12 protein-coding genes and 1 other annotated feature are annotated in these 13,632 nt (G+C 53.1%); of the genes, 9 read left to right on the plus strand and 3 right to left on the minus strand.

Translation table 11 applies throughout. The features are described from left to right. Window positions 1-91: 91 nt before the first annotated feature. A complete protein-coding gene (gene mscK, locus A7Z06_RS02840; RefSeq protein WP_032224796.1) occupies window positions 92-3,454 on the plus strand; it encodes a mechanosensitive channel MscK in 3,363 nt (1,120 codons plus the stop codon). Between the two features lie 238 nt (window positions 3,455-3,692). On the opposite strand, the gene rsmS is transcribed toward mscK, so the two are convergent. Together rsmS and priC are read right to left on the minus strand one after the other, a co-directional pair. Next, a complete protein-coding gene (gene rsmS / locus A7Z06_RS02850) occupies window positions 3,693-3,860 on the minus strand; it encodes a pleiotropic regulatory protein RsmS (protein ID WP_000051156.1) in 168 nt (55 codons plus the stop codon). A gap of 13 nt (window positions 3,861-3,873) precedes the next feature. Continuing rightward, window positions 3,874-4,401, minus strand: coding sequence for a primosomal replication protein N'' (priC, locus tag A7Z06_RS02855; protein WP_000858965.1), 528 nt, complete (start codon window positions 4,399-4,401; stop codon window positions 3,874-3,876). Between the two features lie 69 nt (window positions 4,402-4,470). On the opposite strand from priC, the gene A7Z06_RS02860 reads away from it, so the two are divergent. The 8 genes from A7Z06_RS02860 (at window position 4,471) to hemH (ending at window position 12,666) form a co-directional block, all read left to right on the plus strand. Beyond that, window positions 4,471-4,848, plus strand: a complete 378-nt coding sequence (locus A7Z06_RS02860) for a DUF454 family protein (protein WP_001188910.1) — start codon at window positions 4,471-4,473, stop codon at window positions 4,846-4,848. 152 nt (window positions 4,849-5,000) lie between these two features. Next, on the plus strand, window positions 5,001-5,552 hold the full coding sequence (gene apt / locus A7Z06_RS02870) for an adenine phosphoribosyltransferase (protein ID WP_010347671.1): 552 nt from the start codon (window positions 5,001-5,003) through the stop codon (window positions 5,550-5,552). 118 nt (window positions 5,553-5,670) lie between these two features. Beyond that, complete coding sequence (dnaX, locus tag A7Z06_RS02875; RefSeq protein ID WP_000122041.1) at window positions 5,671-7,602, plus strand: DNA polymerase III subunit gamma/tau; 1,932 nt, start codon at window positions 5,671-5,673, stop codon at window positions 7,600-7,602. After that, window positions 6,935-6,999 (plus strand) — a sequence feature (DnaX frameshifting element). (Overlaps the previous gene by 65 nt.) Before the next feature lie 52 nt (window positions 7,603-7,654). Then, on the plus strand, window positions 7,655-7,984 hold the full coding sequence (locus A7Z06_RS02880; protein ID WP_001515903.1) for a YbaB/EbfC family nucleoid-associated protein: 330 nt from the start codon (window positions 7,655-7,657) through the stop codon (window positions 7,982-7,984). After that, window positions 7,984-8,589 carry a recombination mediator RecR gene (gene recR / locus A7Z06_RS02885; protein ID WP_001195025.1) on the plus strand — a complete coding sequence of 202 codons (606 nt, stop codon included), beginning with the start codon at window positions 7,984-7,986 and terminating at the stop codon, window positions 8,587-8,589. The genes A7Z06_RS02880 and recR overlap by 1 nt, the downstream gene beginning before the upstream one ends. Window positions 8,590-8,698: 109 nt before the next feature. Further along, entirely contained in the window at window positions 8,699-10,573 is a 1,875-nt protein-coding gene (gene htpG / locus A7Z06_RS02890; protein ID WP_000678201.1) for a molecular chaperone HtpG, read from the plus strand. 258 nt (window positions 10,574-10,831) lie between these two features. Next, window positions 10,832-11,476 (plus strand): adenylate kinase, encoded by a 645-nt coding sequence (gene adk / locus A7Z06_RS02900; protein ID WP_001313630.1) that lies wholly within the window; start codon window positions 10,832-10,834, stop codon window positions 11,474-11,476. 227 nt (window positions 11,477-11,703) lie between these two features. Then, window positions 11,704-12,666, plus strand: coding sequence for a ferrochelatase (hemH, locus tag A7Z06_RS02905; RefSeq protein ID WP_001250121.1), 963 nt, complete (start codon window positions 11,704-11,706; stop codon window positions 12,664-12,666). Here the strand turns inward: hemH and aes are convergent. Further along, window positions 12,663-13,622 (minus strand): acetyl esterase, encoded by a 960-nt coding sequence (gene aes / locus A7Z06_RS02910; RefSeq protein ID WP_000801857.1) that lies wholly within the window; start codon window positions 13,620-13,622, stop codon window positions 12,663-12,665. The genes hemH and aes overlap by 4 nt on opposite strands. Between the last annotated feature and the right edge of the window lie 10 nt (window positions 13,623-13,632).

Genomic DNA, 13,632 nt, shown 5'->3' on the forward strand with positions numbered 1-13,632 from the left:
TCTCTGTTGCTATTCTGGCTCTCTACGGCGTGCTATTCTAGCCGCTTGACTATTTCAGGTCGTCCTTCAGGTTCAGAAACCTTCATTCATCATGACTATGTTCCAGTATTACAAACGATCACGGCATTTTGTTTTTTCAGCATTTATTGCTTTTGTTTTGGTCTTGTTATGCCAGAACACGGCCTTTGCGCGGGCGTCATCAAATGGTGACTTACCGACGAAAGCGGATCTACAGGCACAGCTTGACTCGCTTAATAAACAAAAAGATCTTTCTGCTCAGGACAAACTGGTTCAGCAGGATCTGACAGACACATTAGCCACTCTCGATAAAATCGATCGCGTAAAAGAAGAGACGGTTCAGTTACGACAAAAAGTGGCTGAAGCGCCAGAAAAAATGCGCCAGGCGACCGCAGCGTTAACCGCACTTAGCGATGTGGACAACGACGACGAAACGCGCAAAATTCTGAGCACGCTTTCGTTGCGCCAACTGGAAACTCGCGTTGCCCAGGCGCTGGACGATTTGCAAAACGCACAAAACGATCTGGCGTCTTATAACAGCCAGTTAGTTTCTTTACAGACGCAGCCTGAACGCGTGCAAAATGCGATGTATACCGCCTCACAGCAGCTGCAACAAATTCGCAGCCGCCTGGATGGCACGGAAGTCGGTGAGACAGCCTTACGTCCCAGCCAGAAAGTGCTGATGCAGGCGCAGCAGGCTTTGTTGAATGCCGAGATTGACCAGCAACGTAAAAGCCTGGAAGGGAACACCGTCTTACAGGATACCCTGCAAAAGCAACGCGATTATGTGACGGCGAACAGCACTCGTCTGGAACATGAGCTGCAACTATTGCAGGAGGCGGTTAACAGCAAGCGTCTGACATTAACTGAAAAAACGGCGCAGGAAGCGGTAACGCCGGACGAAGCTGCGCGTATTCAGGCTAATCCGCTGGTGAAACAAGAGCTGGAAATTAACCAGCAGTTAAGTCAGCGTCTGATTAGCGCCACTGAAAACGGCAATTTGCTGATGCAGCAAAACATAAAAGTCAAAAACTGGCTGGAGCGGGCGCTGCAATCGGAACGCAATATCAAAGAGCAGATTTCTGTCCTGAAGGGCAGTCTGCTGCTGTCACGTATTCTTTATCAGCAACAACAAACGCTGCCCTCGGCGGACGAACTGGAAAATATGACCAACCGCATTGCGGATTTGCGTCTCGAACAGTTCGAAGTGAACCAGCAGCGTGACGCACTCTTCCAGAGCGATGCTTATGTCGCCAAACTGGAAGAGGGTCATGCGAATGAAGTCAACGACGAAGTCCGTGACGCATTGTTGCAAGTAGTTGATATGCGTCGCGAATTGCTGGATCAGCTTAACAAACAGTTGGGCAACCAACTCATGATGGCCATTAACCTGCAAATCAACCAGCAACAGTTAATGAGCGTATCGAAAAACCTGAAATCCATCCTGACCCAGCAGATTTTCTGGGTGAACAGTAACCGCCCGATGGACTGGGACTGGATTAAAGCGTTCCCACAAACGCTGCAGGATGAATTCAAGTCGATGAAAATTACGGTGAACTGGGAAAAAGCCTGGCCTGCCGTCTTTATCGCTTTCCTCGCTGGTTTGCCGCTGCTGCTCATCGCCGGGTTGATTCACTGGCGTCTGGGATGGCTGAAAGCGTATCAACAAAAACTGGCTTCCGCCGTAGGTTCCCTGCGTAACGACAGCCAGCTCAACACACCAAAAGCGATCCTTATCGATCTGATCCGCGCGCTGCCGGTGTGTCTGATTATTCTTGCCGTCGGTTTGATTCTGCTCACCATGCAGCTCAACATCAGTGAATTACTGTGGTCGTTCAGCAAAAAACTGGCGATTTTCTGGCTGGTGTTTGGCCTGTGCTGGAAGGTGCTGGAGAAAAATGGCGTTGCTGTTCGTCACTTTGGTATGCCGGAACAGCAGACCAGCCACTGGCGTCGGCAAATTGTCCGCATCAGCCTCGCGTTGCTGCCAATCCATTTCTGGTCTGTGGTGGCAGAACTTTCCCCGCTGCATCTGATGGATGATGTGCTGGGGCAGGCGATGATTTTCTTCAACCTGCTGCTGATTGCCTTCCTGGTATGGCCGATGTGCCGCGAAAGCTGGCGCGATAAAGAGTCGCACACCATGCGACTGGTCACCATTACCGTGCTGTCGATTATCCCGATTGCGTTGATGGTGCTGACCGCCACAGGTTATTTCTACACCACGCTGCGCCTCTCCGGGCGTTGGATTGAAACCGTTTATCTGGTGATCATCTGGAACCTGCTGTACCAGACGGTATTGCGCGGCTTAAGCGTAGCGGCGCGGCGTATCGCCTGGCGTCGTGCGCTGGCGCGTCGGCAGAATCTGGTGAAAGAGGGCGCAGAAGGTGCCGAACCGCCGGAAGAACCCACCATTGCACTGGAGCAGGTTAACCAGCAGACGCTGCGTATTACCATGTTGCTGATGTTTGCGCTGTTCGGTGTCATGTTCTGGGCAATTTGGTCCGATTTGATCACCGTGTTCAGCTATCTCGACAGCATCACGCTCTGGCATTACAACGGCACTGAAGCCGGGGTTGCGGTGGTGAAAAGCGTCACTATGGGCAGTCTGTTGTTTGCGATTATCGCATCGATGGTTGCCTGGGCGCTGATCCGCAACCTGCCTGGTTTGCTGGAAGTGCTGGTGCTCTCGCGACTGAATATGCGGCAGGGCGCGTCGTATGCCATTACTACCATCCTTAACTACATCATCATTGCCGTTGGTGCGATGACGGTGTTCGGATCGCTGGGCGTCTCGTGGGATAAACTCCAGTGGCTGGCAGCGGCATTATCTGTAGGTCTGGGTTTTGGTTTACAAGAGATCTTCGGTAACTTCGTTTCTGGTTTGATCATCCTGTTCGAACGTCCGGTGCGCATTGGCGATACGGTAACCATCGGTACTTTCTCCGGGACAGTCAGTAAGATTCGTATTCGTGCAACGACTATTACGGACTTCGATCGCAAAGAAGTGATCATCCCGAACAAAGCGTTCGTAACCGAGCGTCTGATCAACTGGTCGTTAACCGATACCACCACTCGTCTGGTGATCCGCCTGGGTGTGGCTTACGGTTCTGATCTGGAAAAAGTACGCAGAGTCCTGCTTCAGGCAGCGACTGAGCATCCAAGGGTGATGCACGAACCGATGCCGGAAGTCTTCTTTACTGCGTTTGGCGCCAGCACCCTGGATCACGAGCTGCGCCTGTACGTTCGTGAACTGCGCGACCGTAGCCGTACTGTCGATGAACTGAACCGTACCATTGATCAGCTGTGCCGTGAAAACGACATCAACATTGCCTTTAACCAGCTTGAAGTGCATCTGCACAACGAGAAGGGCGATGAGGTGACGGAAGTAAAACGCGACTACAAAGGCGACGATCCGACGCCAGCGGTAGGGTAATAACGAAAGGGGGCGACATTTATCCGCCCCCGAGATTGCTGACAAAGCCCGGCATATGCACGGACGATCCCCTCGCCCCATCGGGGAGAGGGCTAGGGTGAGGGGGCAGGCCAGCGCCTGTGCGAATAATACCCTCACCCCGACCCTCTCTCTAAAAGGGCGAGGGGGAAAGCCGTGCCCGTTTTGACCCGTAAGCGAGTTTGTCAGCAATCGCAGGGACGGCATCTAGCCACCCCATTTATTTTTCGCTTTGCGCCTCATCATCGCGCGTTAATTTCTTTTCATAATCACGTTTTACAATATCAAGGGCGCGCAGCACGGTACTGGCAGGGATCTGATTTTCCTCCAGCAGCACAATCAAATCGACGGCCAGTTTGACATCGTCAGGGGCATTTTCCAGTGACATACTCTCTCCATTGTTAGCGGGTTAAACGCGCTAACCTGTTTTCGATTTTTTCCAGCGCATGGCGACACCGCGCCAGACGCGCTTCATAGGCTTCTACTTCACGATGCAGCGTTTGCTGCTCTACGAGATCGGTTGCCTGCGCCAGACGGGATTTACGTTCCGCTACCATCTCACGTAATCGCCGTTCAAAATCCTGATGTTGAATCCTTTTTCGTTGCCAGCGGGCAATTTTTGGTGGCGCGCTGTCCCACTCGCGCAGTGACCAGGATGCCGCTTCACGGGCAATCGCTTCCAGTTGGGCGACCAGGTGTTCTGCCAGCCAGGCTACTTGCGGCAGCTGCTGCTGTTCGACTGCGTGACGAAGCGCAGCCATGTTATCGCCCGCCTCATCAAGACAAGCCTGTAACGTTGTCGCGCGAGTCTGAAAAAGATGCCTGTCGAAACGGGCGCTTAACGTGCTGAACTGCGCCACCGGGACACAACGCTGGCGCAGCGTGGCGAGCTGACTTTCCAGTTTTTCCAGCAGCAAGGTAGTTTTCACGATAAGACCTCAATGAAAATGATAATTGTTATGCTAAAGTAGCCACTCTGTAAGCTGACAACACTCAATATGCAACGAATCATTTTAATCATCATTGGCTGGCTGGCGGTAGTGTTGGGTACGCTGGGCGTGGTATTACCGGTATTGCCGACTACGCCGTTTATCCTGTTGGCGGCCTGGTGCTTTGCGCGCTCTTCCCCGCGTTTTCACGCCTGGCTGTTGTACCGCTCATGGTTTGGCAGCTATTTACGTTTCTGGCAGAAATACCATGCAATGCCGCGTGGCGCAAAACCACGGGCGATTTTATTGATACTCGTGACTTTTGCTATTTCACTATGGTTTGTGCATATGGTGTGGGTACGCATTTTGTTGCTGGTGATCCTCACTTGTTTGCTGATTTTTATGTGGCGAATCCCGGTGATTGATGAAAAGCAAGAAAAGCACTGAAGCACAACAATCGCTGTTGCAATTATCGCGCACAGCCAGTACATTCTGGCGTTTTCGAGCACAGGCGCAGGCGGTCAAAGGTTAAACAAAAGTTACTTTTGATACGTTTAAAACGCGCCGTGAGTACCACCGTAACAAGCAGGCATACACTTATGACCGCGACTGCACAGCAGCTTGAGTATCTCAAAAATAGCATCAAAAGCATTCAGGACTACCCAAAACCCGGCATTCTGTTCCGTGATGTCACCAGCTTACTGGAAGACCCGAAAGCTTACGCTCTCAGCATCGACCTGCTGGTTGAGCGTTACAAAAATGCGGGTATTACCAAAGTTGTCGGCACCGAAGCACGTGGCTTCTTGTTTGGTGCTCCGGTAGCATTGGGTCTGGGCGTAGGTTTTGTACCGGTACGTAAACCGGGCAAACTGCCGCGCGAAACCACCAGCGAAACTTACGAACTGGAATACGGCACCGATAAGCTGGAAATCCACGTTGATGCCATTAAACCAGGTGACAAAGTATTGGTAGTCGACGATTTGCTGGCAACTGGGGGCACCATTGAGGCGACAGTGAAATTGATCCGTCGTCTGGGCGGTGAAGTCACTGACGCTGCATTCATCATTAATTTGTTCGACCTCGGCGGTGAACAGCGTCTCGAAAATCAAGGCATTACCTGTTATAGCCTTGTCCCGTTCCCGGGCCACTAATTTTCGACAGCCCGCGCCATGGGCAGCACAAGATGTACATTCAGCCTCGCCGTTCTGACGGGGCTGTGTTAGCATTACCCCTTCGTGAATCCACCTTCCAGCGTTTCAGAGCCTGCCAATGAGTTATCAGGTCTTAGCCCGAAAATGGCGCCCACAAACCTTTGCTGACGTCGTCGGCCAGGAACATGTGCTGACCGCACTGGCGAACGGCTTGTCGTTAGGGCGTATTCATCATGCTTATCTTTTTTCCGGCACCCGTGGCGTCGGAAAAACCTCTATCGCCCGACTGCTGGCGAAGGGGCTAAACTGCGAAACAGGCATTACCGCGACGCCGTGCGGCGTATGCGATAACTGCCGCGAAATCGAACAGGGGCGCTTTGTTGATCTGATTGAGATCGATGCCGCCTCGCGCACCAAAGTCGAAGATACCCGCGACCTGCTGGATAACGTTCAGTACGCGCCAGCGCGCGGTCGCTTTAAAGTCTATCTGATCGACGAAGTGCATATGCTGTCGCGCCACAGCTTCAACGCACTGTTAAAAACCCTTGAAGAGCCACCAGAGCATGTGAAGTTTCTGCTGGCAACCACCGATCCGCAGAAATTGCCGGTGACGATTTTGTCGCGCTGTCTGCAATTTCATCTCAAGGCGCTGGATGTCGAGCAAATTCGTCATCAGCTTGAGCACATTCTCAACGAAGAACATATCGCCCACGAGCCTCGGGCGCTGCAACTGCTGGCGCGCGCCGCTGAAGGCAGCCTGCGAGACGCGTTAAGTCTGACTGACCAGGCGATTGCCAGCGGTGATGGTCAGGTTTCGACCCAGGCGGTCAGTTCGATGCTCGGTACTCTCGACGACGATCAGGCGCTGTCGCTGGTAGAAGCGATGGTGGAAGCCAACGGCGAGCGCGTAATGGCGCTGATTAACGAAGCCGCTGCCCGTGGTATCGAGTGGGAAGCGTTGCTGGTGGAAATGCTCGGCCTGCTGCACCGCATTGCGATGGTACAGCTTTCGCCTGCTGCGCTTGGCAATGACATGGCTGCCATTGAGCTGCGGATGCGTGAATTGGCACGTACCGTGCCGCCAACAGATATTCAGCTTTACTACCAGACGCTATTGATTGGTCGCAAAGAATTACCGTATGCGCCGGACAGACGGATGGGCGTTGAAATGACGCTATTGCGCGCGCTGGCGTTCCATCCGCGTATGCCTCTACCCGAACCGGAAGTGCCGCGCCAGTCCTTTGCGCCAGTCGCGCCGACGGCGGTAATGACGCCAATGCAGGTGCCGCCACAGCCGCAATCAGCGCCGCAGCAGGCACCGACCGTACCGCTCTCAGAAACCACCAGCCAGGTGCTGGCGGCGCGCCAACAACTACAGCGCGCACAGGGAGCAACCAAAGCAAAAAAGAGTGAACCGGCAGCCGCTACCCGCGCGCGGCCGGTGAATAACGCTGCGCTGGAAAGACTGGCTTCGGTCACCGATCGCGTTCAGTCGCGTCCGGCACCATCGGCGCTGGAAAAAGCGCCAGCCAAAAAAGAAGCGTATCGCTGGAAGGCAACCACCCCAGTGATGCAACAAAAAGAAGTCGTCGCCACGCCGAAGGCGCTGAAAAAGGCGCTGGAACATGAAAAAACGCCAGAGCTGGCGGCGAAGCTGGCGGCAGAAGCCATTGAGCGCGATCCGTGGGCAGCACAGGTGAGTCAACTTTCGCTACCAAAACTGGTCGAACAGGTGGCGTTAAATGCCTGGAAAGAGGAGAACGGCAACACGGTGTGTCTGCATTTGCGCTCCTCTCAGCGTCATTTGAATAACAGCGGTGCACAACAAAAACTGGCTGAAGCGTTGAGTACGTTAAATGGCTCAACGGTTGAACTGACTATCGTTGAAGATGATAATCCAGCGGTGCGTACTCCGCTGGAGTGGCGTCAGGCGATATACGAAGAAAAACTTGCGCAGGCGCGCGAGTCCATTATTGCGGATAATAATATTCAGACCCTGCGTCGATTCTTCGATGCGGAGCTGGATGAAGAAAGTATCCGCCCCATTTGATCGTAAGCACAGCTTACGATCGTCATCCTTAACGTGATTGAGAGAGAAACCTATGTTTGGTAAAGGCGGTCTGGGCAACCTGATGAAGCAGGCCCAGCAGATGCAAGAAAAAATGCAGCAGATGCAGGAAGAAATCGCGAAGCTGGAAGTGACCGGCGAATCCGGCGCAGGTCTGGTGAAAGTGACCATCAACGGCGCACACAACTGCCGTCGCGTTGAGATCGACCCAAGCCTGCTGGAAGATGACAAAGAGATGCTGGAAGATCTGGTTGCAGCGGCATTCAACGATGCGGCGCGTCGTATCGAAGAAACTCAGAAAGAAAAAATGGCCTCTGTTTCCTCCGGAATGCAGTTGCCGCCAGGCTTTAAGATGCCGTTCTGATGCAAACCAGCCCGCTGTTAACACAGCTTATGGAAGCACTGCGCTGTCTGCCGGGCGTTGGCCCGAAGTCGGCGCAGCGTATGGCGTTCACGCTGCTTCAGCGCGATCGTAGCGGCGGGATGCGTCTGGCGCAGGCGCTCACCCGGGCGATGTCGGAAATCGGTCACTGCGCCGATTGCCGCACCTTCACTGAACAGGAAGTCTGTAACATCTGTTCAAACCCGCGTCGTCAGGAAAACGGTCAGATTTGCGTGGTAGAGAGTCCTGCGGATATCTACGCCATTGAGCAGACGGGGCAGTTTTCCGGTCGTTATTTTGTGTTGATGGGGCACCTGTCACCGCTGGACGGCATTGGCCCGGATGATATCGGACTTGATCGTCTGGAACAGCGTCTGGCGGAGGAAAAAATCACCGAAGTGATCCTCGCCACCAACCCAACGGTCGAAGGTGAAGCCACCGCTAACTACATTGCCGAGCTTTGCGCGCAGTATGACGTGGAAGCCAGCCGTATTGCCCACGGCGTACCGGTTGGCGGCGAACTGGAAATGGTCGATGGCACCACGCTGTCGCACTCACTCGCCGGGCGTCATAAGATTCGTTTTTAAGCAAACGAGAGCAGGATCACCTGCTCTCGCTTGAAATTATCCCCCCTTGTCCCCATCTCTCCCTCATCCTGTTTTTAACCTTAAAATGGCATCATTGAGGTAGACCTACATGAAAGGACAAGAAACTCGTGGTTTTCAGTCAGAAGTGAAGCAGCTTCTGCATCTGATGATCCATTCTCTCTATTCCAATAAAGAAATCTTCCTGCGTGAGCTTATCTCTAACGCCTCCGATGCGGCGGACAAGCTGCGTTTCCGCGCGCTCTCTAATCCGGATCTGTACGAAGGTGATGGCGAACTGCGCGTTCGTGTCTCTTTCGATAAAGACAAGCGCACGCTGACTATTTCCGACAACGGCGTGGGGATGACCCGCGACGAAGTGATCGACCACCTGGGGACTATCGCTAAATCCGGCACCAAATCGTTCCTCGAATCTCTGGGATCTGATCAGGCGAAAGACAGCCAGCTGATCGGTCAGTTTGGTGTTGGTTTCTACTCCGCATTTATCGTGGCCGATAAAGTGACCGTGCGTACTCGCGCGGCAGGCGAAAAACCAGAAAACGGCGTGTTCTGGGAATCGGCTGGCGAAGGTGAATACACCGTTGCCGACATCACCAAAGAAGATCGCGGTACTGAAATCACCCTGCATCTGCGTGAAGGCGAAGACGAGTTTCTCGATGACTGGCGTGTGCGTTCCATCATCAGCAAATACTCCGACCATATCGCGCTGCCGGTAGAGATCGAAAAACGCGAAGAGAAAGACGGCGAAACCGTTATCTCCTGGGAGAAAATCAACAAAGCGCAGGCGCTGTGGACTCGTAACAAGTCGGAAATCACCGATGAAGAGTACAAAGAGTTCTACAAACACATCGCCCACGACTTTAACGATCCGCTGACCTGGAGCCACAACCGCGTTGAAGGTAAGCAGGAGTACACCAGCCTGCTGTACATCCCGTCCCAGGCTCCGTGGGATATGTGGAACCGCGATCATAAACACGGCCTGAAACTGTATGTTCAGCGTGTGTTCATCATGGACGACGCAGAACAGTTCATGCCGAACTATCTGCGCTTCGTGCGTGGTCTGATTGACTCCAGCGATCTGCCGCTGAACGTTTCCCGTGAAATCCTCCAGGACAGCACGGTAACGCGTAACCTGCGCAATGCGCTGACCAAGCGTGTGCTGCAAATGCTGGAAAAACTGGCGAAAGACGACGCGGAAAAATACCAGACCTTCTGGCAACAGTTTGGTCTGGTACTGAAAGAAGGTCCGGCGGAAGATTTCGCTAACCAGGAAGCGATCGCCAAACTGCTGCGTTTTGCTTCTACTCATACCGACTCTTCTGCGCAGACCGTGTCTCTGGAAGACTATGTTTCCCGCATGAAAGAAGGGCAGGAGAAAATCTACTACATCACCGCAGACAGCTACGCGGCAGCGAAGAGCAGCCCGCACCTGGAACTGCTGCGTAAGAAAGGCATCGAAGTTCTGCTCCTTTCTGACCGCATCGATGAGTGGATGATGAACTATCTGACTGAGTTCGACGGTAAACCTTTCCAGTCTGTGTCCAAAGTTGACGAGTCGCTGGAAAAACTGGCTGACGAAGTTGATGAGAGCGCGAAAGAAGCGGAGAAAGCACTGACTCCGTTTATCGACCGTGTGAAAGCCCTGCTCGGCGAGCGTGTGAAAGATGTCCGTCTGACTCACCGTCTGACCGATACGCCAGCGATTGTGTCTACTGACGCGGACGAAATGAGCACTCAGATGGCGAAACTGTTCGCTGCGGCGGGCCAGAAAGTGCCAGAAGTGAAATATATCTTCGAACTGAACCCGGATCACGTACTGGTGAAACGTGCGGCAGATACTGAAGATGAAGCGAAGTTCAGCGAGTGGGTAGAACTGCTGCTGGATCAGGCGCTGCTGGCAGAACGCGGTACGCTGGAAGATCCGAACCTGTTTATTCGTCGTATGAACCAGCTGCTGGTGTCGTAAACCTTTTACCCCCTTACCCTAACCCTCTCCTCAAAGGGGAGAGGGGATCGATCGTGCAGATATTAAAGAACTGCGCTGGTTTTCACCCTCGCCCCTTTGGGGAGAGGGCCGGGGTGAGGGGCTTCAACCGCACTTTCCCCCAAACTTTCTCCCCTTAACCGTTTCAGCCCCATGTGCCTTTCTTGAGGCAATTGCCTGTTGGTGGTATCGTTTATCGCTTTTTCAAAAAATTCGACACATTTTAAGGGGATTTTCGCAATGCGTATCATTCTGCTTGGCGCTCCGGGCGCGGGGAAAGGGACTCAGGCTCAGTTCATCATGGAGAAATATGGTATTCCGCAAATCTCCACTGGCGATATGCTGCGTGCTGCGGTCAAATCTGGCTCCGAGCTGGGTAAACAAGCAAAAGACATTATGGATGCTGGCAAACTGGTCACCGACGAACTGGTGATCGCGCTGGTTAAAGAGCGCATTGCTCAGGAAGACTGCCGTAATGGTTTCCTGTTGGACGGCTTCCCGCGTACCATTCCGCAGGCAGACGCGATGAAAGAAGCGGGCATTAATGTTGATTACGTTCTGGAATTCGACGTACCGGACGAACTGATCGTTGACCGTATTGTCGGTCGCCGCGTTCATGCGCCGTCTGGTCGTGTTTATCACGTTAAATTCAATCCGCCGAAAGTAGAAGGCAAAGACGACGTTACCGGTGAAGAACTGACTACCCGTAAAGACGATCAGGAAGAAACCGTGCGTAAACGTCTGGTTGAATACCATCAGATGACTGCGCCGCTGATTGGCTACTACTCTAAAGAAGCGGAAGCGGGCAACACCAAATACGCAAAAGTCGACGGCACCAAACCGGTTGCTGAAGTTCGCGCGGCTCTGGAAAAAATCCTCGGTTAATTCGAAAGCGCGCACGGATAGTCCCCTTGCCCTCGGGGAGAGGGTGAGGGGAACAGGCTTGCACAAGCAAACTTATCAGCAATCTCAGGCCGGATTTTCATTCGGCCTTTTACAAAAACCTCAATCTGCGTTATTCCTTTTTCTGATTTGACCTCTCACAGCAATTAGTTCTTCTTCCTCACTTTTCCGCTACAATTATCAACAAGTTGAATCGATAAGAGGCGGTAATGCGTCAGACAAAAACCGGTATCCTGCTGGCAAACCTGGGCACACCCGATGCCCCCACACCTGAAGCGGTAAAACGCTACCTGAAACAATTTTTAAGCGACAGACGCGTAGTCGATACTTCACGGCTGTTGTGGTGGCCATTGCTGCGCGGCGTGATTTTGCCGCTGCGCTCGCCGCGTGTGGCGAAGCTGTATGCCTCTGTCTGGATGGAAGGTGGCTCGCCGCTGATGGTTTACAGCCGCCAGCAACAACAGGCGCTGGCACAACGTTTACCGGAGACGCCCGTGGCGCTGGGAATGAGCTACGGCACGCCATCGCTGGAAAGCGCCGTAGATGAACTACTGGCTGAACATGTTGATCATATCGTGGTACTGCCGCTCTACCCGCAATACTCCTGTTCAACGGTCGGTGCGGTGTGGGATGAACTGGCTCGCATTCTGGCGCGCAAACGTAGCATTCCGGGGATATCGTTTATTCGTGATTACGCCGATAACCACGATTACATTAATGCGCTGGCGAATAGCGTTCGCGCCTCTTTCGCTAAACATGGCGAACCGGATCTGCTGTTGCTTTCTTATCATGGCATTCCGCAACGTTATGCGGATGAAGGCGATGATTATCCGCAACGTTGTCGCACAACGACTCGTGAACTGGCGTCTGCGCTGGGAATGGCACCGGAAAAAGTGATGATGACTTTCCAGTCGCGCTTTGGTCGGGAACCCTGGTTGATGCCTTATACCGACGAAACGCTGAAAATGCTGGGAGAAAAAGGTGTCGGCCATATTCAGGTGATGTGTCCGGGCTTTGCTGCGGATTGTCTGGAAACACTGGAAGAGATTGCCGAGCAAAACCGTGAAGTCTTCCTCGGTGCAGGCGGAAAAAAATATGAATATATTCCGGCGCTTAATGCCACACCGGAACATATCGAAATGATGGCTAATCTTGTTGCCGCGTATCGCTAAAGCTGAGCGGTAAAGAATTGAGCGCCGTCGCGAAGAGCATCGTCGGCGGTTTTCATCATCCGTGAATAATGCAAAAAGGCGTGCAGCGTGCCTGGGTAGAGTTTGAACTCACAGGGCTGCTGATGCGCCGCTAACGTCTGGTAAAGCAGACGGCTGTCATCCAGCAGCGGATCGAACTCCGCCCCGGCAATAAAACAGGGCGGAACTTCGCGAGTGAGATCATTATTAAACAGACAGTAATACGGCGACTCGCGGTCCGCGTCGTTGCTTAAATACGCCTCTTCATACATCTGCAAATCCTGTTGCGTTAAGCCATCCCAGTCCCCCCCCAACAGACGACGAGTCACGGAATCGCGTAATCCGTAAAGCCCATACCACAGCAAAACACCCACAACTTTGCCGCAATCGATCTGCTTATCACGCAACCATAAAGCACTGGCGAGCGCCAGCATGGCGCCAGCGGAATCACCGGCAAAACCAATGCGTGACATATTGATCTGATAATCGCCCGCCTGCTGGTGGAAGTGACAACAAGACGCCACGATTTCCTCTATCGCTTGCGGAAAACGCGCTTCTGGCGAAAGGGTGTAATCAATGCCAATCACCGTACACTGGGTGTACTTTGCCAGCAGACGCATAATGCGATCGTGGGTATCGAGATTGCCGAGAATAAAACCGCCGCCATGTAGATAAAACAGCGTCGCCGGACTATCCGGGTTCGGACAAAATTGCCGTGCTTCTACCTGACCATATTTTGTCGGAACCGCGTAAGCTCTGGTTTCCATTTCTGGAGCGCCAGCGTTCCAGAATCGGCGCTCAAGCGTGTAATGCTGGCGTTGTTCGGCAATCGTTCCCGTTGCGGGCCAGGGCGGTAAATCGGGCTGATGAGTGTTAACAACCGCCTTCATTTCGGCAGAGATTAGCTCCAGCACGGGTAGTTTGTTTTCCGGCTTCATGCAAAAACTC

This window comes from Escherichia sp. MOD1-EC6819, assembly GCF_002965765.1.
GTDB lineage: Bacteria > Pseudomonadota > Gammaproteobacteria > Enterobacterales > Enterobacteriaceae > Escherichia > Escherichia ruysiae.